This is a genomic window from Nocardioides nanhaiensis (assembly GCF_039542785.1).
GTDB classification, from domain to species: Bacteria; Actinomycetota; Actinomycetes; order Propionibacteriales; family Nocardioidaceae; genus Nocardioides; species Nocardioides nanhaiensis.
Map to the genome: position 1 here is coordinate 1 of NZ_BAABIM010000002.1, position 22,483 is coordinate 22,483.

The 22,483-nt window shown below is 73.1% G+C and carries 22 protein-coding genes; 16 read left to right on the forward strand and 6 right to left on the reverse strand.

Features of this window, described 5'->3' with window-relative positions:
- Positions 1–236 precede the first annotated feature (236 nt).
- Positions 237–1,358, forward strand: coding sequence for a DNA recombination protein RmuC (locus ABD948_RS08030; protein WP_345264519.1), 1,122 nt, complete (start codon positions 237–239; stop codon positions 1,356–1,358).
- On the forward strand, positions 1,355–1,783 hold the full coding sequence (locus ABD948_RS08035) for a DUF6542 domain-containing protein (protein ID WP_345264521.1): 429 nt from the start codon (positions 1,355–1,357) through the stop codon (positions 1,781–1,783). The genes ABD948_RS08030 and ABD948_RS08035 overlap by 4 nt, the downstream gene beginning before the upstream one ends.
- Before the next feature lie 19 nt (positions 1,784–1,802).
- Here the strand turns inward: ABD948_RS08035 and ABD948_RS08040 are convergent, their stop codons facing one another.
- Positions 1,803–2,423, reverse strand: coding sequence for an L-threonylcarbamoyladenylate synthase (locus ABD948_RS08040; protein WP_345264523.1), 621 nt, complete (start codon positions 2,421–2,423; stop codon positions 1,803–1,805).
- A gap of 80 nt (positions 2,424–2,503) precedes the next feature.
- Here ABD948_RS08040 and ABD948_RS08045 point away from each other — a divergent pair, with 80 nt between their 5' ends.
- Positions 2,504–4,453 carry a cellulose biosynthesis cyclic di-GMP-binding regulatory protein BcsB gene (locus ABD948_RS08045; protein WP_345264525.1) on the forward strand — a complete coding sequence of 650 codons (1,950 nt, stop codon included), beginning with the start codon at positions 2,504–2,506 and terminating at the stop codon, positions 4,451–4,453.
- Positions 4,454–4,762: 309 nt separating this feature from the next.
- On the opposite strand, the gene ABD948_RS08050 is transcribed toward ABD948_RS08045, so the two are convergent.
- Positions 4,763–5,764 (reverse strand): 4-hydroxy-3-methylbut-2-enyl diphosphate reductase, encoded by a 1,002-nt coding sequence (locus ABD948_RS08050; RefSeq protein ID WP_345264527.1) that lies wholly within the window; start codon positions 5,762–5,764, stop codon positions 4,763–4,765.
- Positions 5,765–5,937: 173 nt separating this feature from the next.
- Between ABD948_RS08050 and xseA the strand changes: the two genes are divergently transcribed.
- Together xseA and ABD948_RS08060 are read left to right on the forward strand one after the other, a co-directional pair.
- Complete coding sequence (gene xseA, locus ABD948_RS08055; protein WP_345264529.1) at positions 5,938–7,203, forward strand: exodeoxyribonuclease VII large subunit; 1,266 nt, start codon at positions 5,938–5,940, stop codon at positions 7,201–7,203.
- Positions 7,196–7,423: an exodeoxyribonuclease VII small subunit gene (locus ABD948_RS08060; RefSeq protein WP_345264531.1), complete on the forward strand. Its 228-nt coding sequence runs from the start codon at positions 7,196–7,198 to the stop codon at positions 7,421–7,423. The genes xseA and ABD948_RS08060 overlap by 8 nt, the downstream gene beginning before the upstream one ends.
- A gap of 15 nt (positions 7,424–7,438) precedes the next feature.
- Here ABD948_RS08060 and ABD948_RS08065 read toward each other — a convergent pair whose 3' ends face one another.
- The gene (locus ABD948_RS08065; protein WP_345264533.1) at positions 7,439–8,014 is read right to left on the reverse strand and encodes a DUF4245 family protein; all 576 of its coding nucleotides are present in this window, start codon (positions 8,012–8,014) and stop codon (positions 7,439–7,441) included.
- A gap of 74 nt (positions 8,015–8,088) precedes the next feature.
- On the opposite strand from ABD948_RS08065, the gene ABD948_RS08070 reads away from it, so the two are divergent.
- The 6 genes from ABD948_RS08070 (at position 8,089) to glpX (ending at position 13,498) form a co-directional block, all read left to right on the forward strand.
- Positions 8,089–9,375 carry an SLC13 family permease gene (locus ABD948_RS08070; RefSeq protein ID WP_345264535.1) on the forward strand — a complete coding sequence of 429 codons (1,287 nt, stop codon included), beginning with the start codon at positions 8,089–8,091 and terminating at the stop codon, positions 9,373–9,375.
- 77 nt (positions 9,376–9,452) lie between these two features.
- Positions 9,453–9,857 (forward strand): TOBE domain-containing protein, encoded by a 405-nt coding sequence (locus ABD948_RS08075; protein ID WP_345264537.1) that lies wholly within the window; start codon positions 9,453–9,455, stop codon positions 9,855–9,857.
- A 57-nt stretch (positions 9,858–9,914) separates the two neighbouring features.
- On the forward strand, positions 9,915–10,676 hold the full coding sequence (gene modA / locus ABD948_RS08080; protein WP_345264539.1) for a molybdate ABC transporter substrate-binding protein: 762 nt from the start codon (positions 9,915–9,917) through the stop codon (positions 10,674–10,676).
- On the forward strand, positions 10,673–11,503 hold the full coding sequence (locus tag ABD948_RS08085; RefSeq protein ID WP_345264542.1) for an ABC transporter permease: 831 nt from the start codon (positions 10,673–10,675) through the stop codon (positions 11,501–11,503). Before modA ends, ABD948_RS08085 begins: the two co-directional genes overlap by 4 nt.
- Complete coding sequence (locus ABD948_RS08090) at positions 11,500–12,477, forward strand: sulfate/molybdate ABC transporter ATP-binding protein (RefSeq protein WP_345264545.1); 978 nt, start codon at positions 11,500–11,502, stop codon at positions 12,475–12,477. The genes ABD948_RS08085 and ABD948_RS08090 overlap by 4 nt, the downstream gene beginning before the upstream one ends.
- 16 nt (positions 12,478–12,493) lie before the next feature.
- Positions 12,494–13,498, forward strand: coding sequence for a class II fructose-bisphosphatase (glpX, locus tag ABD948_RS08095; RefSeq protein WP_345264547.1), 1,005 nt, complete (start codon positions 12,494–12,496; stop codon positions 13,496–13,498).
- Here the strand turns inward: glpX and ABD948_RS08100 are convergent.
- Positions 13,463–14,299 carry an alpha/beta fold hydrolase gene (locus ABD948_RS08100; protein ID WP_345264549.1) on the reverse strand — a complete coding sequence of 279 codons (837 nt, stop codon included), beginning with the start codon at positions 14,297–14,299 and terminating at the stop codon, positions 13,463–13,465. The genes glpX and ABD948_RS08100 overlap by 36 nt on opposite strands.
- Positions 14,300–14,387: 88 nt before the next feature.
- Here ABD948_RS08100 and ABD948_RS08105 point away from each other — a divergent pair, with 88 nt between their 5' ends.
- Positions 14,388–15,362 (forward strand): alpha/beta fold hydrolase, encoded by a 975-nt coding sequence (locus ABD948_RS08105; protein WP_345264551.1) that lies wholly within the window; start codon positions 14,388–14,390, stop codon positions 15,360–15,362.
- A gap of 129 nt (positions 15,363–15,491) precedes the next feature.
- Here ABD948_RS08105 and ABD948_RS08110 read toward each other — a convergent pair whose 3' ends face one another.
- Positions 15,492–16,574, reverse strand: a complete 1,083-nt coding sequence (locus ABD948_RS08110) for an ABC transporter ATP-binding protein (protein ID WP_345264553.1) — start codon at positions 16,572–16,574, stop codon at positions 15,492–15,494.
- 227 nt (positions 16,575–16,801) lie between these two features.
- On the opposite strand from ABD948_RS08110, the gene ABD948_RS08115 reads away from it, so the two are divergent.
- From ABD948_RS08115 to ABD948_RS08130, 4 genes are read left to right on the forward strand one after another with little or no spacing between them, the layout of a single operon-like run.
- Complete coding sequence (locus ABD948_RS08115) at positions 16,802–18,157, forward strand: extracellular solute-binding protein (protein ID WP_345264555.1); 1,356 nt, start codon at positions 16,802–16,804, stop codon at positions 18,155–18,157.
- On the forward strand, positions 18,154–19,095 hold the full coding sequence (locus ABD948_RS08120) for a carbohydrate ABC transporter permease (RefSeq protein ID WP_345264557.1): 942 nt from the start codon (positions 18,154–18,156) through the stop codon (positions 19,093–19,095). The genes ABD948_RS08115 and ABD948_RS08120 overlap by 4 nt, the downstream gene beginning before the upstream one ends.
- A 1-nt stretch (position 19,096) precedes the next feature.
- Positions 19,097–19,930: a carbohydrate ABC transporter permease gene (locus ABD948_RS08125; protein ID WP_345264559.1), complete on the forward strand. Its 834-nt coding sequence runs from the start codon at positions 19,097–19,099 to the stop codon at positions 19,928–19,930.
- 3 nt (positions 19,931–19,933) lie between these two features.
- Positions 19,934–21,142 carry an ABC transporter ATP-binding protein gene (locus tag ABD948_RS08130; protein ID WP_345264561.1) on the forward strand — a complete coding sequence of 403 codons (1,209 nt, stop codon included), beginning with the start codon at positions 19,934–19,936 and terminating at the stop codon, positions 21,140–21,142.
- A 694-nt stretch (positions 21,143–21,836) separates the two neighbouring features.
- Here the strand turns inward: ABD948_RS08130 and ABD948_RS08135 are convergent.
- Positions 21,837–22,478: a DUF1707 SHOCT-like domain-containing protein gene (locus tag ABD948_RS08135; RefSeq protein WP_345264563.1), complete on the reverse strand. Its 642-nt coding sequence runs from the start codon at positions 22,476–22,478 to the stop codon at positions 21,837–21,839.
- Between the last annotated feature and the right edge of the window lie 5 nt (positions 22,479–22,483).

Here is a 22,483-nt window from a genome sequence, read left to right on the forward strand (position 1 = left end):
ATCGAGCACCCGGTCCAGGGGCCGACAGGTCCCGCTTGAGGACAACCACCAGGGGCGTCAGTTTCGACTTAAGTCAGACCCCTGGACCAGGTACCTACATCCTCACTGTTTCGACTCGCCCGTCGCGACCTCGTTCCTCGGTCGCGGGGCTTGCTCAACCTGCGCCCGCACACGCGTCGCCCTCGTACCTCGGGCGCCGCTGCGGCCTTGTCGGTGGTCGCGTCCATAGTGCAGGCATGGAGATCCTGACGCTGCTGACGGGCCTCGTGGTGCTGCTGCTCGGCCTCGCGCTCGGTGCCGCCCTGGGCGTGCTGTGGGCCCGGTCGCGCCCCGAGCACCAGCGCGAGGCAGCCCAGGGCATGGTCGAGCAGGCCGAGGTCATGCAGGGGCTGGACCGGCTCGCCGACCTGCTGCACCACCTCGACCGCGAGCGGGCCACCTGGCAGGGCCAGCTGCGTGAGCAGGTGCACCACGTGCGCGACTCCACCGAGTCGCTGCGACGCGAGACCGCCTCCCTCACCACTGCGCTGCGCAAGCCCCAGGTCCGTGGGCGCTGGGGCGAGCTGCACCTGCGGCGCGCCGTCGAGCTGGCCGGGCTCGTCGACCGCTGCGACTTCACCGAGCAGGTCCGCAGCGCCGACGGGGCACTGCGTCCCGACCTCGTGGTGCACCTGGCCGGTGGTCGGCAGGTCGTGGTCGACGCCAAGGTGCCGCTCGACGCCTACCTCGACGCCACCGCAGCCACCGACGACGCCGCGCGCGAGCACCACCTGGTCCGGCACGCGCGCCAGCTGCGCACCCACGTGACCCAGCTGGCCGGCAAGGCCTACTGGCAGGCCCTGCCCGACTCCCCGGAGTTCGTCGTGCTCTTCGTGCCCGCCGAGTCCTTCCTGGCCGCGGCCCTGGAGACCGACCCCGCGCTGCTCGAGGAGGCCGCCGCCAAGCACGTGGTGCTCGCGACCCCGACCACCCTGATCGCGCTGCTGCGCACGGTGGCGCACGGCTGGACCCACGAGGCGCTCGACCGCCAGGCCGCCGAGGTGCACCAGCTCGGTCGCGAGCTGCACGGGCGGCTCGGCACCTTCGCCGGCCACCTGCACAGCCTGGGGCGCTCGCTCAACGGCGCCACCGAGCACTACAACCGCGCACTCGGCTCCCTGGAGTCGCGCGTGCTGGTCACCGCGCGGCGCTTCCGCGACCTCGGCGTCACCGCGGAGGAGCTCGAGAGCCCCCGCCCGGTCGAGCTGCGCGCCGTCGAGAGGCCGGTCGGGCCGGCCGAGGGCGGCGCCGACCCGACGGGCCCGCTGCGGCGCGGCTCCGCCGACCCGCCCGACGAGCGGCCTAGCGTGGCCCTGTGATCCGGGAGCCCCGCGTCGGGATGACCCACCCACCTCGCACCCTGTGGGAGGAGGGCCACGAGAGCGGCACGTCCGTCGTGGCCCTCGGAGCCGCGCTCACGCTCACCGTCGCGGTGCTCGACGTCGCGATGCTCGACCGCGTCACCGTGCTCTTCGACGTGTGCTTCGTGATGATCTGCACCGGCCTGGCACTCCTGGTGCGGCCCGCGGACTTCTTCGTGGTCGGGGTGCTGCCGCCCCTGCTGATGGCCGGGCTGTTCGTGCTGCTGGCCGCCACCTCGCCCGCCGCGCTGGGTCGGGCCGACGACTCGATGCTGCAGGCGCTCATCCGCGGGCTCTCCCACCACAGCGTCGCGCTGCTGGTGGGCTACGCCCTCGCGCTGGCCGTCCTGCTCATCCGGCGCGGGTTCGTCACGCGCGACTGACACGCGCGACCGACCCGGTTCAGCCGAACCGGTCGGGATCTCCCGCGCCACGGCGCAGCACCTCGGGCGCGCCGTCGGACCAGTCCACGACCGTCGTCGGCTCGGCCGGTGTCTCGCCCGCCTCGATCACCACGTCCACCTGGTGCTCGAGCTCCTCCTTGACGTCCCAGCCCATGGTGCGCGGCTCGGTCTCGCCCGGCAGGATCAGCGAGCTGGAGAGCAACGGCTCACCGAGCTCCTCGAGCAACGCCCGCACCACCGCGTGGTCGGGGATCCGCACCCCCACCGTGCGCTTCTTCGGGTGCAGCAGGCGGCGCGGGACCTCAGGGGTGCCCGGCAGGATGAACGTGTACGGCCCGGGGGTGGCCGCCCGCACCGCCCGGAACGCAGCGTTGTCGACGTGGACCAGCTGGCCCAGCTGCGAGAAGTCGCGGCACACGAGGGTGAAGTGGTGGCGGTCGTCGAGGCCCCGGATGCGCAGGATCCGGTCGCGCCCCTCCCGGTTGCCCACCCGCGAGCCCAGCGCGTAGCCCGAGTCGGTCGGGTAGGCGATGAGCGCGTCGTCGCGCAGCGCCTCCACCACCTGCCGCACCAACCGCGGCTGGGGGTTCTCCGGGTGCACGTCCACGTACCGCGCCACGCGCCGACCTCCTCCGCTGGGCTCCGCCCCACCGTGGGACACTCGGCACGCTACCCGGCCAGGCACGAGGAGGGGGACCGGTGTCGCGTCTGCTCCGCACCCGCGTCGCCCTGGTGGCCGCCTCGGTCCCGCTGCTGGTGGCGCCTGCCCTGCTCGGCCTCTCCCCCGCCGCCGTCGCCGAGGACTCCTCGCTGCCCGTCCAGGTACGCGCCGTGGGCGGCGACACCGCCTCCGTGGCGGTGCCGGTGCCGGCCGGGATCACCCCCACGTCGGTCACCGCCCAGGTCGCCACGGAGGCCACCGGCGGCGTGGTCACGCTGCTCGTCGGCGAGCGCGAGGCGGCCGCCGTGGTGCCCGAGCCCGACCTCGACGTCGCCGTGCCGGTCTACGCCTCCGACGTCGTCGACGGGGTGCTGACGCTCGGCGTCCGCTACACCCCCGAGGCGTCCACCACGGGGTGCCCTCCCCTGCGTCCGCCCACCGTGGGACTGCAGGAGGTGCAGCTGGGCTACGTGGGCACCGAGGCGCCACCCACCTCCCCCGAGGAGTTCTGGCCGCGTCTCTCGACCCGCGTCGACGTGCTGGTGCCCCCCAGCGCCGACGACGAGGTGCTGCGTGCCGGACTGACCGCGATCACCTCGCTCGCCGGTGTGTACCCGGCCGCGACCGACCTCGTGCTCGGCACGCCGGGCGTCGTCCTGCCCCGGGCGGGACTGGGGCAGCGCGTGCTGCAGCTGGTGCCCGACGAGGACGCCGCGGAGGTGAGCACCGAGGTGATCACCGAGTTCGGCCTCTCGCGGCTGGTGGTCACCGGCCCGGGCTCCGAGCTGGTCGAGGCGGCGCGCGAGCTGGCCACACCCACCACCGAGGTGGTGCGCGGCTCCGACTCGGCCAGCGCCGGCGTTCTCGCGGCCGCCCGGTCGGCCCAGGCCGAGGTGCCCCTGGCCGACCTCGGCCTCGCGACCACCACGCTGCGCGGCTCCGGCCCCGCCACCGCGGAGCTGACCGTGGCGCAGGACCTCTTCGGCGGTCCGCTGCAGGACCTGGTGCTGCACCTCGAGGGCACCCACGGCCTCCTCGACGCCGGCAGCCGCGCGCAGCTCAACACCTACGTCAACGACGAGCTGGTCGACTCGACCGTGCTCGACGAGGACCCTGCCCTCGAGGTGGACGCGACAGTGCCGGGTTGGCGGCTGCGCCCCGTCAACCGGGTGCGCCTCACGCTCGCCGTCCTCCCTGTGGACGGCACCTGTCCCGACCCCGCCTCCCTCGCTCCGCTCGAGCTGACCCTCGACGCCGAGGCCTCCACCGTCACCGGCACCCCCGGGTCGGCCGCCGGCTCCGGGCTCGCCGCCTTCCCCCAGGTGCTCGGTGGCAGCGTGCCCGTCGCCGTGCGCAAGACAGGACGGCAGCGGGTCGCCGTCGCCGCTCAGGGTGCGGCCTTGCTGGCAGCGCTCCAGCGCGCCGCCGGGGCACCGCTGGAGGTCAGCGTGGTGGACCCCTCCGAGCTCGTGAGCGGCCTCTCCGCCGGACTGCTCGTGGGCGCCAACCGCAACGACGCCGAGGCCCTGGGCGCACCGCTGCCGCTGGGGCCGCTGCGCGGGCTGGGTCTGGACCGCGCCGCCGGCGACGCCGCGACCAGCAGCCTGGCCGAGGCCGAGGCCTACGCCACCCTGGAGGTCGCGGGTGCCGCCGACCGACCGGTGCTGGTGCTGGGAACCTGGGCGCGACGACGCGCGGACGGCACGGCGCCGCTCACCAGCACCGTCGTCGACCGGGTGGGTGAGCAGGGCTGGTCGGCGCTCAACGGCACCGTGCTGCTGGCCGCCGCCGAGGGCGAGAGCCTCACCCTCGACCTGGCGCCCTCCGGCCCACCTCCCGCACCGCCCGAGGCCGCCCCCGCCCCGGCGCCTCCCGCACCCTGGTGGCTGCTGCCCGGCGCCGTCGTCCTGGGTCTGCTGGTGCTGGCCCAGGTGTGGTGGCACCTGCGCACCGAGCGCCGCCGCGCCGGCGACCCGCTGCTCGGCTGACCTGGCGCAGGAACGGACGGCTCGACGCGCCACCCGTGCGCTTCCAGGCCGGGTCGATGTCCCACCCGTGCGCAGTCGCGCCAGGTCGATGTCCCACCCGTGCGCAGTCGCGCCAGGTCGACGCGCGACCCGTGCGCTTTCAGGCCAGGTCGATGTCCCACCCGTGCGCAGTCGCGCCAGGTCGACGCCCCACCCGTGCGCTTTCAGGCCGGGTCGATGTCCCATCCGTGCGCACTCACGCCGGGTCGACGCTCCATCAGTGCGCACTCACGCCAGGTCGACGCTCCACCCGTGCGCAGTCACGCCAGGTCAGCGGCGGCCGGCGGCCTTGAGGTCGCGGCGCAGCTCCTTGGGGAGCGCGAAGATGAGGGACTCCTCGGCGGAGTGGACCGCGCGGGCGTCGGGGTAGCCGCGCTCGGAGAGGAAGGCGAGCACGCCCTCCACGAGGTCCTCGGGCACCGAGGCGCCGGAGGTGACCGAGACCGTCTCGACGCCCTCGAGCCAGGCCTCGTCGAGCTCGGAGACGTCGTCGATGCGGTACGAGGCCTTGGCGCCGGCCTCGAGGGCCACCTCGACCAGCCGGACCGAGTTCGAGGAGTTGGCCGAGCCGACCACGATCAGCAGGTCGGCACCGGGCGAGATCTCCTTGACCGCCAGCTGGCGGTTCTGGGTGGCGTAGCAGATGTCGTCGCTGGGCGGGTCGAGCAGCAGCGGGAAGCGCTCGCGGATGGCGGCGACGGTCTCGAGGGTCTCGTCGACCGAGAGGGTGGTCTGCGAGAGCCAGGCCACCTTGGCGGGGTCGCGCACCTCGATGTTCGGCACGTCGGCCGGGCTCTCGACGAGCTGGATGTGCTCGGGCGCCTCGCCCGCGGTGCCCTCGACCTCCTCGTGACCGGCGTGACCGATCAGCAGGATGTCGTAGTCGTCGGCGGCGAAGCGCTTGGCCTCGTGGTGGACCTTGGTGACCAGCGGGCACGTCGCGTCGATGGTCTTGAGCTCGCGCTCGGCGGCCTGGCGGTGCACCTCGGGCGAGACGCCGTGGGCGGAGAACACCACGGTGGCACCCTTGGGCACCTCGTCGAGCTCCTCGACGAAGATCGCGCCGCGCTCCTCCAGGGTGCGCACGACGTGCTTGTTGTGGACGATCTGCTTGCGCACGTAGACCGGCGGGCCGTAGAGGTCGAGCGCCTTCTCGACGGTGACGACGGCGCGGTCGACGCCGGCGCAGTAGCCGCGCGGGGCCGCGAGCAGGACGGTGCGCTCGGCCTCGTCCGGAGACAGGATCGGCGGCATGCCCATGTCGGTCGTCATGGGGCCAGTCTAGGAGCCCGGGGGTCGCACGGCCGCCTCGGCGCCGGCGGTCGCATGTTGCTGACCGCCGCGAGTAGCACCACCCGTCACCGAGACCCCTGGAACTGGTCCCACGCGTCAGCAACATGCGGCGGCGCCCGGGCCTGTCGGCGTGGTGGCCTACCCTCGCGCCCATGGCCCTGGAGACCTCGCTGGAGGCACCGGCACCGGTGCGGCAGATCGCCACGGCGATCGCCGGCTGGGTCGACCGCCTGGGTGCGGTGTGGGTGGAGGGGCAGGTCGCGCAGGTCAGCCGTCGCCCGGGCATGGCCACGGTGTTCCTGACGTTGCGCGACCCGCTGGCCGACATCTCGGTCACCGTCACCTGCCCGCGCACGCTGGTCGACAGCCTCGACCCGCCGCTGGTCGAGGGCGCCAGCGTGGTGGTGCACGCCAAGCCCTCCTACTACGCCAATCGCGGCACGCTCTCGCTGGCGGCGCGCGAGATCCGCATGGTCGGGCTCGGCGAGCTGCTCGCCCGCCTCGAGCGACGACGCCGCCTGCTCGCCGCCGAGGGCCTCTTCGCCCCCGAGCTCAAGCGCCCGCTCCCCTTCCTGCCCGGCGTGGTCGGGCTGGTCACCTCGCCGGGGTCGGCCGCGGAGCGCGACGTGCTCGAGATCGCGCGACGGCGGTGGCCGGCGGTGCGCATCGAGGTCGCGCCCGCCGCCATGCAGGGCTCGCGCTGCGCCGGGGAGGTGATCGAGGCCGTGCGCCGGCTCGACGCCCGACCCGAGGTGGCGGTCATCGTCGTCGCCCGCGGGGGCGGCTCGGTCGAGGACCTGCTGCCGTTCTCCGACGAGGGACTGATCCGGGTGGTGGCGGCCGTGCGCACGCCGGTGGTCTCGGCCATCGGCCACGAGCCCGACAACCCGCTAATGGACCTGGTGGCCGACGTGCGGGCCGCCACCCCCACCGACGCCGCCAAGCTGGTGGTGCCCGACGTCGTCCACGAGCTCTCCGCCGTCGATCAGGCCCGCCACCGGCTGCGCGCGGCCGTCCAGGGGCGCCTGGTGCGCGAGCGCTCCACCCTGGAGGCGCTGCGCTCCCGCCCCGTGCTGGCCGACCCGCAGGTGCTGGTCCGCAGCCGCGTCGAGCAGCTCGACGGTCTGCGCGAGCGCGCCCGGCGCAGCCTGGGCCACCGGCTCGACCGCGCCCACGACGACCTCGGCCACCAGCGGGCGCGCGTGCGCGCCCTCTCGCCGCTCGCCACCTTGCAGCGCGGCTACGCCGTCCTGCAGGACGACGCCGGGCACGTGGTCACCAGCACCGCCGAGGTCGCCGACGGCGCCCGCGTCTCGGTCCGGGTCGCCGACGGCCGGGTGCACGCCCAGGTGCTCTCCACCGACCACGCCGAGTCCGCGGCCCCGCCCGACCACCCCCAGGAGGACCCCCATGCCTGACACCGCCGACGAGGAGCTCGGCTACGAGGAGGCCCGCGACGAGCTGGTCGAGGTGGTGCGCCGCCTGGAGACCGGCGGCACCACGCTCGAGGAGTCCTTGGCGCTCTGGGAGCGCGGCGAGCACCTGGCCGACCTGTGCCAGACCTGGCTCGACGGTGCCGCCGAGCGGCTCGCGCGTGCCACCGACGACCCCGACGAGGCCGACGAGGCCGACGAGTGAGCCGGGCGAGCCGAGTCAGGAGGTGACCGGAGCGGTGGTCAGCGACTCCACCAGGCCCTCGAGGTCGGCGGCGTCCACGGGTCCGTAGACCAGCAGGCTGTAGTCGCCGAACGTGGTGGCGTAGGCGCGGTCGCCGCCGTCGTCGGTGTAGACCTCCCAGGTCGGCGCCACGGAGGCCTGCGCCTCGTAGGTGCCCGCCTCGTCGGCGCTCTCGTCGACGAGCTCGTCGAGCAGGTCGTCGACGTCGTCCTCGGAGCTCTGCCGCACCCCGACGAACTGCTGGTCACCGGTGAGCATGTTCAGCGAGAAGCCCGGCGGCTCGCCCGGCTCGACCTCCACCTGCGTGGCGATCCAGCCCTCGGGCAGCGCGGGCGGGTAGACCACCTCGATGTCCGCGCCCTGGGCCTGGCTCACCGACTCGCGGTAGTCCACCGACTCGGGGGTGACCTCCAGGTCGGCGCTGATGCAGCCCCGCAGCACCACGACCAGGACGACCACCACCACGGTGACGATCATCGATCCCACCAGGGCGCCGGTGGAGCGCTGGTAGCGGGCAGCCTTGCCGGTGGGCTCGGGGGTCGGCTCGCTCACGGCACCCATCTTCACACCGACTAGGTTGCGGCGGTGCAGACGGTCGGGCAGCGGGTCGGGCGGGTGGTGCGCGGATGACGACCTCGACCGCGTCCCTGCTGCGCGAGGCCGTGCCGGTGGTGGCGCTGCTGGCCCTGCTGGCGGTGGCCTACGCGCACCCGCGACGGCGCGTGGAGGCCGGTGTCTCCGTGGGAGCCGCGGCACTGGCGCTCTCGGTCGGCCTGCTCGGCACCGAGGAGGCCTGGACCGCGGTGCGCGACCTGCTGGCCGTCGCCGGCTTCCTGGCCGCGATCCTGGTGGTCTCCCAGGTCTGCGAGCGGGCGGGACTGTTCGCGGTCGCGGCCGCGGCGCTGACCCGGGGCGGCGCCGGCCCGGTGCGGCTCTTCACCGGTGCGTTCGTGCTGGCGGCCGCCGTCACCGCGGTGCTGAGCCTCGATGCCACGGTGGTGCTGCTGACGCCGCTGGTGCTGGCGGCGGCGCGCGCCACGCGGGCGAGCCCCGAGCCCGGCACCTACGCGTGCCTGCGGATGGCCAACTCGGCCTCCCTGCTGCTGCCGGTGAGCAACCTGACCAACCTGCTGGCGATGAGCAGCCTCTCGCTGACCTTCGCCGGCTTCGCGCTCACCATGGCACCCGTGCTGGCCGCGGTGCTGGTGGTCGAGTACGCCGGGCTGCGCCTGCTGTTCCGCCGGCAGCTGCGCCCCGTCGCACACGCAGGCGCGGTCCCGTCGTCCAGCCCCCACAGCCCTGCCGGCCCCGCGCAGACCGACGACGCCCGCCCGGCGGTGCCCGCGGCCGCCGTCGCGCTGATGCTGGCCGGGTTCGCTGTCACCTCACCGCTGGGGGTCGAGCCGGTGTGGGTGGCCGGGGTGACGGCCGCGGCGCTGGTGGGCTGGGCGGCGCGGCACCGCCTGCTCGGCGCGCGCGGGGCGCTCGAGGCGGCGCACCTGGAGTTCGTGCTGTTCGTGCTCGCCCTGGGCGTCGTGGTGGCCGCCATCGCCACCGGCTTCCTGGGCGAGCTGGTCGGCGAGCTGCTGCCAGGGAGCACCGACCTGCGCGGTCTGCTAGTGATCGCGCTGCTGGCCACGGCGCTGGCCAACCTGGTCACCAACCTCTCCGCCACCCTGCTGCTGGTCCCCCTGGTGGCCCCGCTCGGCGACGCGGCCGTGCTCGCCGCGCTGCTCGGGCTCAACATCGGCTCGGGCCTGACGCTCACCGGCTCACTGGCCAACCTGCTGTGGCGCCGGACCCTGCTGCGCGACGGCGAGCGCCCCGACCTCGCCGGCTTCCACCGCGTCTCGCTGACCCTGACGCCGGTCTCGCTGCTCGTGGCGGTCGGCGTGCTGGCAGTCCTCACCTGAGGCCGCGAAAAAGCCTGCAGAGCCGATTCTGCGGCGACTCAGCGCACAAACAACCGCAGATGCGGCACACTGTGCCTGTGAGCACCTACCGCGTCGCCGAGGCCGCCGAGCTGCTCGGGGTCAGCGACGACACCGTGCGCCGCTGGGTCGACGCCGGCCGCCTCAGCGCCACCCGCACGCCCGCCGGCGAGGGTCCGGTGGTCATCGCCGGCCCGGACCTCGCCGCGCTGGCCGAGTCGCTGGCCGACCACCCCGACCGCGAGCGCACCCGCGCCTCCGCCGTCAGCGCCCGCAACCGGTTGGCCGGCATCGTCACCCGGGTCACCCGCGACACCGTGATGGCGCAGGTGGAGATGATCTGCGGCCCCTACCGGATCGTCTCGCTGATGAGCAGCGAGGCCGCCGAGGAGCTCGGGCTCGAGCCCGGCGCCCGCGCCGTCGCCTCGGTCAAGTCCACCAACGTCGTCGTCGAGCGCCCCTGACGCCGACCCCCACTCCCCTGCCCCGACCGGTCAACCCGTCCGACCCTGGAGGTCGCCATGCGCACCCTGCGCCGTCCCGCCCTGCTCACCACCGCGCTCCTGCTCACCCTGCCCCTGGCCGCCTGCGGTGGCGCGGACGACGCCGGCTCCGGCGAGGCGGGGAGGATCCAGGTGCTCGCCGCGGCCTCGCTCACCGACGTCTTCGAGCAGCTCGGCACCGACTTCGAGGAGTCCGAGCGCGCCGAGGTGGAGTTCTCCTTCGGCTCCAGCACCGACCTGGCCGAGCAGGCCGCCGACGGCGCGCCCGGCGACGTCCTGGCCACCGCCGACGAGACCTCGATGACCGTCGCCGAGGACGCCGACGCCGCCCAGGACGTGCAGGTCTTCGCCACCAACGTGCTCACGATCGTGGTGCCGCCCGGCAACCCCGCGGGCATCTCCTCGCTGGCCGACCTCGAGGGGACCACCTGGGTGCGGTGCGCCGACGAGGCGCCCTGCGGCCGGGTCGCCCTGGCGGTGCTGGAGGACGCCGGGGTCAGCGCCGAGCCCGCCAGCCTCGAGGAGGACGTGCGCGCGACGCTCGACAAGGTCACCTCCGGCGAGGCCGACGCCGGCCTGGTCTACGCCAGCGACGCCGTCGCGGCCGGCGACGCCGTGGAGTCCGTGCCGATCGAGGGCGCCGATGAGCAGCCGACCTCGTACTACGTGGCCGACCTCGCGCAGTCCGAGGACCCCGAGCTGGCGCAGGCGTGGGTCGACTACGTGCTCGGCGAGGAGGGCCGCCGGGCGCTCGAGGACGCCGGCTTCACCCTGCCGTGACGACACTCGCCGACGCCGCACCCACCCGGCACCGCGATCCGCTCGGCCGACCGCCGGCGCTGCTGGTGGTCCCGGCGGTGCTCGCCGTCCTGCTGCTCACCGTGCCGCTGGTGGCGCTGGTCGGGCAGACCGACTGGCCGGGGCTGCCCGCGAGGCTGGCGACGCCGGCGCTGCGCGAGGCCCTGTGGCTCTCGGTGCTCACCTCGACGCTCGCCATCGGCGCCTGCCTCCTGCTCGGGCTGCCGCTCGCGTGGTTGCTGGCCAAGGTCGACTTCCGCGGTCGCGGCCTGGTGAGAGCACTGATCACCGTGCCGCTCGTGCTGCCCCCGGTCGTGGCGGGCATCGCGCTGCGCGCGGCGTTCGGCCGCTCGGGCTGGCTGGGCGAGCCGGTGCTCGACCTCACCGGGTTCGCCTTCCCCTACACCACCTGGGGCGTGGTGCTGGCCCACACCTTCGTCTGCCTCCCGTTCGTCGTCATCAGCATCGAGGGCGGGTTCCGCTCCGCCGGCTCCCAGTACGACGCCGCCGCGGCCACCCTCGGCGCCGGCCGCTGGACGACGTTCCGCCGCGTCACGGTGCCGCTCGCCCTACCGGGCATCGTGGCCGGCACCGTGCTGGGCTGGGCCCGCTCGCTGGGCGAGTTCGGGGCCACCATCACCTTCAACGGCAACTACCCGGGCACGACCCAGACGATGCCCACCCTCATCTACGTCGCCCGGCAGAGCGACGCCGAGACCGCCCAGGCACTGAGCCTGGTGATGCTCGCGATCTCGGTGCTGGTGCTCGTGGCGCTGCGCGACCGGTGGCTGGGCACGGTGCGGTCGTGACGGGCCCCGGTCTCGACCTCGCCCTCACCGTGCCCGGCCGGCTCGACGTCGCGCTGCGCGCCGACCCCGGCGAGGTGCTCGCCGTCATCGGGCCCAACGGCGCCGGCAAGACCACGCTGCTGCACGCCCTCAGCGGTCTGGTGCCCGCCGCGGGTCACGCACGGCTGGGTGACCGCGAGCTGCTGGCCCAGCCCGTGCGGGAGCGGCGGGTGGGGCTGGTCTTCCAGGACCAGGTGCTCTTCCCCCACCTGAGCGCGCTCGAGAACGTGGCCTTCGGGCTGCGGGCCCGCGGCACCCCGCGCGCACGGGCCCGCGAGGCCGCCGCCGCCTGGCTGGAGCGGGTCGGTCTGGCCGAGCTGGCGGGGCGTCGGCCCAGCCAGCTCTCGGGAGGTCAGGCCCAGCGCGTGGCCATCGCCCGGGCGCTGGTCACCGAGCCCGCGCTGCTGCTGCTCGACGAACCGATGGCCGGGCTCGACGTCGGCGTCGCGGCCGACCTGCGCGTCGAGCTGCGCCGCCACCTCGCCGACTTCGGGGGCGTCGCGGTGCTGGTGACCCACGACGCCCTCGACGCGCTCACCCTGGCCACCCGCGTGGTGGTGCTCGAGGGCGGACGGGTGGCCCAGGAGGGGCCGCCGGAGGAGGTCGCCGCCCGGCCGCGCACCGAGCACGTCGCTCGCCTGGTGGGGCTCAACGTGGTGCGCCGCGAGGGGCGTCTCGCCGCCTTCCGGCCCAGCGACGTCACGCTCTCGCTCGAGCAGCCCGTCGGGTCGGCCCGCCTGGTGTGGCACGGCCCCGTGCGCACCCTGGCCCCCCACGGCGACGCCGTCCGCGTCCAGGTGGCAGCCCGCCCCGACCTGATCGCGGACGTCACGCCCCTGGCGGCGCGCGACCTGGGCCTCGAGCCCGGCGTGGAGGTCTGGCTCGCCGTCAAGGCGACCGCCGTCGCGACGTACGCGACCGACGACCCCGCGTGACACTAGGATCGCCAGCATGACGACGACCCCCGAGGCACCCGACCGCAACCTCGCCCTGGAGCTGGTGCGCGTCACCGAGGCCGCCGCCATGGCCGCCGGGCGCTGGGTCGGACGCGGTGACAAGAACGGCGCCGACGGCGTCGCGGTCAACGCCATGCGCGTGATGATCAGCAGCATCGGCATGCGCGGCACCGTCGTCATCGGCGAGGGCGAGAAGGACAACGCCCCGATGCTCTACAACGGCGAACAGGTCGGCGACGGCACCGGCCCCGAGTGCGACGTCGCCGTCGACCCCATCGACGGGACCACGCTGACGGCCAAGGGCATGAGCAACGCCATCGCGGTGCTGGCGGTGGCCCCGCGCGGCACCATGTACGACCCCTCGGCGGTCTTCTACATGGACAAGCTGGTCACCGGCCCGGAGGCCGCCGACGTCGTCGACATCCGCGACCCCGTGGCCGAGAACATCCACCGCGTCGCCAAGGCCAAGGGCAGCTCGCCCGAGGACGTCACCGTGGTGCTGCTCGACCGCCCCCGCCACCAGGGCCTGGTCGACGAGATCCGGGCCACCGGTGCGCGCATCAAGTTCATCGTCGACGGCGACGTGGCCGGCGCCATCATGGCCGCCCGCCCCGACACCGGCATCGACCTGCTGGTGGGCATGGGCGGCACCCCGGAGGGGATCATCGCGGCCTGCGCCATGAAGTGCACCGGCGGCGTCATCCAGGGCCAGCTGCGCCCCCAGGACGACGACGAGCGCCAGCGCGCGCTGGACGCCGGCCTGGACCTCGACCCCGACACGGTGCTCAGCACCGACGACCTGGTCACCGGGGACGACTGCTTCTTCGTGGCCACCGGCATCACCGACGGCGAGCTGATGCGCGGCGTGCGCTACCGCGCCGGCGGCGCCAGCACGCACTCGCTGGTGATGCGCTCGCGCAGCGGCACGATCCGCTCGATCACCAGCGAGCACAAGCTCGCGAAGCTACGCGCCTACGCCAGCGTCGACTTCGAGCGCTGAGCGCAGTGCGGGCCGCGTCGTCGCGGCCACCACGGCGGCGATGACGCGCGGGTCGACCGCCATGCCCACGTGCGAGGCCGTCACCTCGACCGCCTCCGCGGCCGGGTCGACGCACGCCCGCCAGTCGACGATGCCGTCGCGACGGGAGTAGATGGCGGTGAACTCGACGTCGTGCGGCACCGCCTCGCGGCTCTCCTCGAAGCTGGCCCGGGCACAGTCACCGCCGACGCACTCGGAGGTCATCACACCGCGCACGCCCAACCGGCTCAGCCGCACGAGCACCTCGACCCCGAGCCCCAGCGTGGGGTGGTGCGCACCCGGCGCGAGCATCGGGCTGCCCATGGTGACGATCCGCGAGACCAGGTCGGGGCGCCGCACGGCCAGACCGCGGGCGAGCATGCCGCCGAGGCTGTGGCCCACCACCTGCACCCGGCTGCCGCGGCGCTCGGCGATCGACTCCAGGCGGCTCTCGAGCAGGCTCGCGGCGTCGAGGGTGCAGCCGACGTTGCTGAGGATGGTCGAGCGGTAGGTGCGCAGCCCGTGGTGGCGCAGCGCCCCGGACATCAGCCGCAGCGTGGCGTCGCCGGCCAGGAAGCCGGGCACCAGCAGCACCGGGTCGGCGTCGAGCCGGGCCAGGCGGGCCGCGTAGGGCTCCGAGCGCCGGTAGCGACGGTCCTGGCGCCGGGTCAGCACGTAGCGACCGACCTCGGGCACCACGCTGGCCTCGCGCAGCACGGCGACGACGGGGGGCCGACGGAAGCCGTCGGGGAGCAGGAAGGACCCGAGATTGGCGGGGGGCATGTGACTCACGTTACAAGCGGTACCCATCGTTGACAGTGGAAGTGGCACGGTCGCGTGTCTGGTCTGGAGCATTTGGTTGACTGGTGGCATGGCCGCACCTCCGAGCCCCCCGAGCCCGCCCGCACCCTCGGGTCCCGTCCCCCGACGCCGCACCCGGTCCGCGGAGCCCGAGGTCGCCGTCTCCCCCGAGCTGTTCGCGCCGATCGCGCCCGGCATGGAGCTGTGCTACCAGACCTTCGGCGACCCCGACGGCGAGCCGCTGCTGCTGGTGATGGGCCTCAACGGGCCGATGACGTGGTGGGACCCGCAGCTGTGCTCGATGCTCGCCGAGCAGGGCTTCTTCGTCGTCCGCTTCGACAACCGCGACATCGGGCGCTCCAGCCGCGCGCAGGGCCGGGTCGGCCGCGCTGCGCTGGTCCGCTCCTTCCTGGGCCTCGGCGGGCACGCGCCCTACGGGATCGGCGACATGGCGGGCGACGCACTCGGCCTCATGGACCACCTGGGCTGGGAGTCGGCGCACGTCGCCGGGGTCTCGATGGGCGGCATGATCGTCCAGACCATGGCGATCCAGGCACCCTCCCGGGTCCGCTCGCTCACCAGCATCATGTCCACCACCGGCCGCCGCACCGTCGGCTGGCAGCACCCGAGCCTGATCCCGGTGCTGCTGAGCGGTCGCAGCGGCCGCGAGGCCTACGTCGAGGGCAGCGTCACCATCGGTCGCCTGATCGGCTCGCCGGGATTCCCGCAGGACGACGACGCCGCGCGCGCCCGCGCGGCGGAGACGTGGGACCGCGGGGTCAGCGCGGCGGGCACCCTGCGGCAGATGGCGGCCGTCGTCAGCCAGCCCGACCGCTCGGCACGGCTGGCGAGCCTGCACGTGCCGGCCGCCGTGGTGCACGGCCTCGCCGACAAGATGGTGCACGTCTCCGGCGGACGCGCCACCGCCGCGGCCCTGCCGGGCGCCGAGCTCCTGCTCGTCGAGGGCATGGGCCACGACATCCCGCCGGAGCTGTTCCCCACGATCACCGACGTCGTCGCCCGCACTGCTGCGCGCGCCCGCTGAACCGCGGCGCCACCCGGCTCGACCAGCGACAGGGCCTGCTGGTCGGGCCGGGTGGCGCCACCCGGCTCGACCAGCGACAGGGCCTGCTGGTCGGGCCGGGTGGGCCACCACGACGGCTGGTCGAGCGGGCTACTCCGAGAGCCGCTCCCCGGTGTCGGTGTCGAAGACGTGAACGCTGGCGGGGTCGGTGGTCACGTGGATCGTCTCGCCCTTGCGCACCTGGTCGCGTCCGCTGATCCGCACGATGATGTTGCTGGGCGTGCCCTCCACCCCGCTGGTGCCGTAGACGAACGCATCGGCGCCGAGCTCCTCGACCACCGTCACGCGCACCGGGAGGCCGCCCCCCTCGGCTCCGACGACGCGCCACGCCTCGGGGCGCACGCCGACGGTGACGTTGCCGCGCATCCGGTGGGAGGCGGCGGGGTCGACCGGTACGAGGTACTCACCGATGCGCGCCTGGCCCTCCTCGGCCCGCGCCTCGAGCAGGTTCATCTGCGGGGAGCCGATGAACCCGGCCACGAACAGGTTGACCGGCTTGTCGTAGAGGCCCAGCGGGCTGTCGACCTGCTGCAGGTAGCCGTCCTTCATCACCGCGACCCGGTCGCCCATCGTCATGGCCTCGACCTGGTCGTGGGTGACGTAGACGGTGGTGACGCCCAGGTCGGCCTGCAGCTTGGCGATGTCGGTGCGGGTCTGGACGCGCATCTTGGCGTCGAGGTTGGAGAGCGGCTCGTCCATGCAGAACACCTGGGGGCTGCGCACGATGGCGCGCCCCATGGCCACGCGCTGGCGCTGGCCGCCGGAGAGCGCCTTGGGCTTGCGGTCCAGGTACTCCGTCAACCCCAGCAGGGCCGCGGCCTCCTTGACCCGCTCCTTGCGCTCGGCCTCGGGCACCTTGGCCATCTTCAGCGCGAACGCCATGTTGTCGGCGACGCTCATGTGCGGGTACAGCGCGTAGTTCTGGAAGACCATCGCGATGTCGCGGTCCTTGGGCGGTGTGTGCGTGATGTCGCGGTCACCGATGAAGATCTTGCCCTCGTTCACCTCCTCCAGCCCGGCCAGCATCCGCAGGGTGGTGGACTTGCCGCATCCCGAGGGTCCGACGAGCACCATGAACTCGCCGTCGCCGATCTCGAGATCGATGCCGGGCACTGCCGGGGCATCGGCGCCGGGGTACCAGCGCTGGGCCTTCTCGAACGTCACTGTGGCCATGTCGACCTAGCTCCCTTCACCGGCAGGTACGTGCCGGACGATCCGTAGTGAAGTGACCTGGGTCACCCTACGTGCTGCCGCCCGCCACCCGGGCTCCTGTCCGCGGCCCCGTCGTCGGGTCGGCGCATCGTCAGGACACGGGTGGATACCGTCCGTGCGCCACGGGTGGACAAATCCGGGAGCAGACACCACGGTGTGATCCACACCACCAACAGGAGGCGATCTCGGTGCAGCGAGCACGACGACGACCCGCATCCCCCGGGGCCGGCCGGCTCCGGCGCCGCCTACCGGGCCTGGCCGCGCTCGTGCTGAGCGCCGGGCTGCTGAGCGCCTGCGGCGGCGACGAGGGCAAGCCCACGCTCAACTGGTACATCAACCCCGACGGCCAGGAGACGTTGACGGCGCTGGCGGAGTCCTGCTCCACCGACCAGTACGACATCGCCATCCAGCTGCTGCCCGCCAGCGCCACCGACCAACGCACCCAGCTCGCCCGGCGACTCGCCGCCGGCGACTCCTCCACCGACCTGATGAGCCTGGACCCGGTCTTCGTGCCGGAGTTCGCCAACGCCGGCTGGCTCGAGCCCTTCGACGGCGAGATGGCCGACCAGGTGCTCGACGACGACGTGCTCGCGGCGCCCGGCGAGACGGTGCAGTGGGAGGACCAGGTGGTGGCCGCGCCGCAGTGGGCCAACACCCAGGTGCTCTGGTACCGCAAGTCGCTGGCCGAGGAGGCGGGTCTCGAGATCGGCCCCGACACCCCGGTCACGTGGGACCAGGTCATCGACGCCGCCGACTCGGTGGAGGGCGCCACCGTCGGCGTCCAGGCCAACCGGTACGAGGCCTACGTGGTGTGGATCAACTCGCTGATGCAGGGCGCCGGCGGCAACATCCTGGACCCCGAGACCGTCGAGGACGGCAAGGACGCCGAGGTCACGCTCGACTCCGACGCCGGCCGTGCCGCGGCCGCCGTCATCCAGAAGCTCGCCGACTCCAGCGCCACCCAGCCCGACTTCACGACCTCCAACGAGGGCACCTCGCTGGGCCGGATGTTCCCGGCAGACGGCCCCGGCGAGTTCATGGTGAACTGGACCTTCGTCTACCAGAACTACGCGGGCACGGTCGGGCAGACCGGCGGTCCCGCCGACGAGGCCCAGCTGGAGGACCTCGGGTGGGCCCGATACCCGCAGACGGTGGAGGGTGAGGAGTCCCGGCCCCCGGTGGGCGGTATCGACATCGGCGTCGGCGCGTACTCCGAGAACCTCGACTTCGCGCAGGAGGCGGCGCTCTGCGTCACCAGCCCGGAGGCGCAGGCGCAGCTGGCGGTCAACGAGGGCCTGATGCCCTCGCGCCAGTCCGTCTACGACTCCCCCGAGCTGGTCGAGGCCTATCCGGCCGACCTGCTGGAGCTCTGGAGCAGCAGCCTCGAGACGGGCGGCCCCCGCCCCAAGAGCGCCTTCTACAGCCAGATCTCGGGCGCGGTGCAGTCGCGCTGGCACTCGCCCACCAACGTCGATCCCGACACCACTCCCGAGGAGTCCGCGGAGTTCCTGCGGCAGGTCCTGAAGACGGAGGCGATCCTGTGAGCACCACCGCCCCGCCCCGCACCGGGCACCAGGGGGTCGCGGCCCCGGAGGAGTCGGACCGCGCGAAGGCCGAGAACAGCCTGGGTCGCCGGTTGGTGGCTCCCGCGCTGATCCTGATGCTGCTGGTCACCGCGTTCCCGATGCTGCGCGCGCTGTACCTCTCGGTCTTCAGCTACAGCCTCACCGCGCCCGACGACCGCGAGTTCGTCGGGGCCTCCAACTACGTGACGGCGCTGACCGATCCGCTCTTCTGGTCCACCACCGCCAACACCGTGCTGATCATGGTCGTCACCGTGGCCGTCGAGCTGGTGATCGGCTTCGCGTTCGCGATGGTCATGCACCGCGTGATCTTCGCGCGCGGGGTCATCCGCACCTCGATCCTCATCCCCTACGGCATCATCACCGTCGTCTCGGGCTTCGCCTGGCAGTTCGCCTTCTCCAACACCAACGGCTTCATCAACAGCTGGCTGCCGTTCGTGGGCGCCGACTTCAACTGGTTCGCGGAGTACCCCTCCTCGATGGCGGCCATCATGGTCTCGGAGATCTGGAAGACCACGCCGTTCATGTCGCTGCTGCTGCTGGCCGGCCTCGCGCAGGTCAGCGAGGACATGCTGGAGGCCGCCAAGGTCGACGGCGCCACGTGGTGGCAGCGGCTGTTCAAGGTGATCCTGCCCAACATGCGCGCGGCGATCATGGTGGCGGTGCTCTTCCGCGCCCTCGACGCCTACCGCATCTTCGACAACATCTTCGTGATGACCGCCGGCGCCAACGGCACCGAGTCGATCTCGTTCCTCACCTACCGGCAGGTGATCGAGCAGTTCCAGCTCGGTATCGGATCAGCGCTCTCGGTCCTGCTGTTCCTCTCCGTCATCCTCGTCGCCGCGATCATCGTGAAGCTGTTCCGCGTCGACCTGGCCGCAGCCCGACAGGAGTCCTGAGATGAAGCAGAAGATCGGCATGGTGGTCGGGGTCGCGCTGATCCTGGTCTGGTGCCTGCTCCCCGTGGCGTGGATCATCTCGCTCTCCTTCAAGTCCCAGGCCGCCATCACCAACGGCAGCCCCGGGTTCTTCCCCGCCGCCGGTGGTGGCGCGGGCTGGCAGAACTACTCCGACGTGCTGGCCGACGACCAGTTCCGCCGCGCGATCTTCAACTCCATCGGCATCTCGCTGATCGCCACCACGCTGTCGGTCATCCTGGCCACGCTGGCGGCCTACGCGATCGCACGGCTGGAGTTCAAGGGCAAGAAGTTCGTGCTCACCACGGCGCTGGTGATCGCGATGTTCCCCGTGGTCTCACTGGTGGGGCCGCTGTTCGACATGTGGCGCACGTTCGGCATCTACGACACCTGGCCGGGCCTGATCATCCCCTACATGTCCTTCACGCTGCCGCTGGCCATCTGGACCCTGTCGGCCTTCTTCCGCGAGATCCCGTGGGAGATGGAGCAGGCGGCCCAGGTGGACGGCGCCACCTCGTGGCAGGCGTTCCGCAAGGTGATCGTGCCGCTGGCGGCACCCGGCGTCTTCACCGCCGCCATCCTGACGTTCTTCTTCGCCTGGAACGACTTCGTCTTCGGCATCTCGCTCACCTCGACCGAGAGCGCCCGGCCGATCCCGGCCGCGCTGTCGTTCTTCGTGGGCGCGGACCCGTTCAACCGCCCGGCCTCGCTGCTGGCGGCGGGCGCCGTCGTCTCCACGATCCCGATCATCATCATCGTCCTGATTTTCCAGCGCAAGATCGTCGCCGGCCTGACCTCCGGCGCAGTGAAGGGTTGAGTCATGGCTGCCATCGACATGAAGAACATCGTCAAGAAGTACGGCGACGGCTTCCCGGCCGTCAACGACGTCTCGATCGACGTCGCCGACGGGGAGTTCATGATCCTCGTCGGGCCCTCGGGCTGCGGGAAGTCCACCCTGCTGCGGATGATCGTGGGGCTGGAGGACATCACCGACGGGGACATGATGATCGGCGACCGCCGCGTCAACGACCTCGCCCCGCGCGAGCGCAACCTGGCGATGGTGTTCCAGAACTACGCGCTCTACCCGCACCTGAGCGTCTACGAGAACATCGCCTTCCCGCTCCGCCTCGCCGGGGCCTCGGACTCCGAGGTCGACGAGAAGGTCCGCACCGCCTCCAAGACCCTCGACCTCGACGAGCACCTGGAGCGCAAGCCCGGCAACCTCTCGGGTGGTCAGCGCCAGCGCGTCGCGATGGGGCGCGCCATCGTGCGTGACGCCGACGCGTTCCTCTTCGACGAGCCGCTCTCCAACCTCGACGCCAAGCTGCGCGGCCAGATGCGCACCGAGATCGCGCGGTTGCAGAAGCGCCTGGGCATCACGACCGTGTACGTGACCCACGACCAGACCGAGGCGATGACGCTGGGTGACCGCGTGGCAGTGCTCAAGCGGGGCATCCTGCAGCAGCTCGCCACCCCCCGCGAGCTGTACACCAACCCGGGCAACCTGTTCGTGGCCGGCTTCATCGGCTCGCCGCCGATGAACTTCCTGCCCGCCACCGTCAACGGCACCACGGTCACGCTGCCCTTCGGCGACGTGCAGATCCCCGAGCGGAGTGCGCAGCGCGTCGAGAACGCCACCAGCGACGTGCTCATCGCCGGCATCCGCCCCGAGCACTTCGAGGACGCCGCGGTCAAGAACGAGAGCGGCGGCTCCACCTTCCGCGCCAAGGTCGAGGCCGTGGAGTGGCTGGGCAACGAGGCCTACGCCTACATCCCGTTCGAGGCCCCCGACGCGGTGCGCAGCCAGCTCGCCGAGCTCGAGAAGGACCTCGACGGCGAGGGCCTGCGCACGCAGATGGTGGTCTCCCTCGACGGCGCGAGCACCATCGCCGAGGGCGACGACGCCGAGATCTGGGTCGACACCTCCAAGATGCACCTCTTCGACCCCGCCACCGGCGAGAACCTCACCATCGACCTCGAGCGCGCCGGGCGTGTGCCCGAGCGCCAGCAGGCGGCCCACGCCGGCTGACCCCCCCCCGCGGGTCCGACTCGACGAGCGCCCTCCCCCACCGCCGCGCGGTGCGGGAGGGCGTTCGACTGTCCGTGATCTCGGCACGCCCCGCCCCTCATCCCTCGGGACGGCGCTACTCGATCACCGGCAACACCCACCCACCGCTGGTCGAGTAGGCCGGTGGCGAGCTCGCGAGACACCGGCCGTACCGAGACCCCCGACGCCGAGCCACCCACCCTCACCCGGCACGGGTCACCGAGGGCGCCCGGCCGCCCGGGATCTCGGTACGCCCCGCCCCTCGTCCCTCGGACGGCGCTACTCGATCACCGGCAACACCCACCACTCCTCAGGGCGGCGCTACTCGATCACCGACCACACCCACCGCTCCTCAGGGCGGCGCTACTCGATCACCGACAACACCCACCCACCGCTGGTCGAGTAGGCCGGTGGCGGCGATCACCGACCACACCCACCGCTCCTCAGGGCGGCGCTACTCGATCACCGACAACACCCACCCACCGCTGGTCGAGTAGGCCGGTGGCGAGCTCGCGAGACACCGGCCGTACCGAGACCCCCGACGCCGAGCCACCCACCCTCACCCCGCACGGGTCACCGAGGGCGCCCGGCCGCCCGGGATCTCGGTACGCCCCGCCCCTCGTCCCTCGGGACGGCGCTACTCGATCACCGGAAAGCCTCACCGCTCCTGGGGACCTCAGTGGCCGAGCATCTTGCGCAGCCGTCCGCCCTCGCCGGGCATCTGCTTGCGGGTGACGGTGACGCCGCCCATCAGGGCGACGCCCTTGACCCGCACCACGGGCGAGCCGGCGTCGAGCTCGGCGTCCACCTTGTCGCGGCCCTGGTCGAAGCCGCCCATGATCCCCACGCCCTCCACCACGACGTGGGTATGGGCGTTCACGTAGACCTCGACGCCGCCCATGATCGCGTTGGCGGTGATCACGGTCTCGCGTGCGGTGAAGATCGCCTCGCGCAGGTCGAGGGTCACCCCACCCATGATCGCGAGGGCGGTGTGCGTGGGGCTGATGGCCCAGACGCCCTTGCGGTCCTGCCCGCTCATGATCGCCAGGCTCGAGGCGTGGGTCGGGGTGTCCGCGGGGACCGGCTGGCCGCCCGCGCGCACCGCGGGCGTCGTCACCTGGGGAATGTCGACCTCCCCGGCGGGCAGGTCCACGAGCAGCGGCACCAGGTCGCCGTACACCTTGGCGGCGTAGGTGGCCTCGAGCCGCTCGTCGAGCTCCTCGAGGTCCAGGCGGCCCTCGCCGGCGGCCTCGCGCAGCACCTCGGCCACCTTGTGGCGGTCCGCGTCGGAGATCCGCATCTGCTCGGGCTCGGTCACGGCTC

What these genes read in the sequence shown, in the direction of transcription:
- ABD948_RS08030 (WP_345264519.1), top strand. Translation starts at nt 237, where the DNA reads ATGGAGATCCTGACGCTGCTGACGGGCCTCGTGGTGCTGCTGCTCGGC.
- ABD948_RS08050 (WP_345264527.1), bottom strand. Translation starts at nt 5,764, where the DNA reads ATGACGACCGACATGGGCATGCCGCCGATCCTGTCTCCGGACGAGGCC.
- xseA (WP_345264529.1), top strand. Translation starts at nt 5,938, where the DNA reads ATGGCCCTGGAGACCTCGCTGGAGGCACCGGCACCGGTGCGGCAGATC.
- ABD948_RS08060 (WP_345264531.1), top strand. Translation starts at nt 7,196, where the DNA reads ATGCCTGACACCGCCGACGAGGAGCTCGGCTACGAGGAGGCCCGCGAC.
- ABD948_RS08070 (WP_345264535.1), top strand. Translation starts at nt 8,089, where the DNA reads ATGACGACCTCGACCGCGTCCCTGCTGCGCGAGGCCGTGCCGGTGGTG.
- modA (WP_345264539.1), top strand. Translation starts at nt 9,915, where the DNA reads ATGCGCACCCTGCGCCGTCCCGCCCTGCTCACCACCGCGCTCCTGCTC.
- glpX (WP_345264547.1), top strand. Translation starts at nt 12,494, where the DNA reads ATGACGACGACCCCCGAGGCACCCGACCGCAACCTCGCCCTGGAGCTG.
- ABD948_RS08100 (WP_345264549.1), bottom strand. Translation starts at nt 14,299, where the DNA reads ATGCCCCCCGCCAATCTCGGGTCCTTCCTGCTCCCCGACGGCTTCCGT.
- ABD948_RS08105 (WP_345264551.1), top strand. Translation starts at nt 14,388, where the DNA reads ATGGCCGCACCTCCGAGCCCCCCGAGCCCGCCCGCACCCTCGGGTCCC.
- ABD948_RS08110 (WP_345264553.1), bottom strand. Translation starts at nt 16,574, where the DNA reads ATGGCCACAGTGACGTTCGAGAAGGCCCAGCGCTGGTACCCCGGCGCC.
- ABD948_RS08125 (WP_345264559.1), top strand. Translation starts at nt 19,097, where the DNA reads ATGAAGCAGAAGATCGGCATGGTGGTCGGGGTCGCGCTGATCCTGGTC.
- ABD948_RS08130 (WP_345264561.1), top strand. Translation starts at nt 19,934, where the DNA reads ATGGCTGCCATCGACATGAAGAACATCGTCAAGAAGTACGGCGACGGC.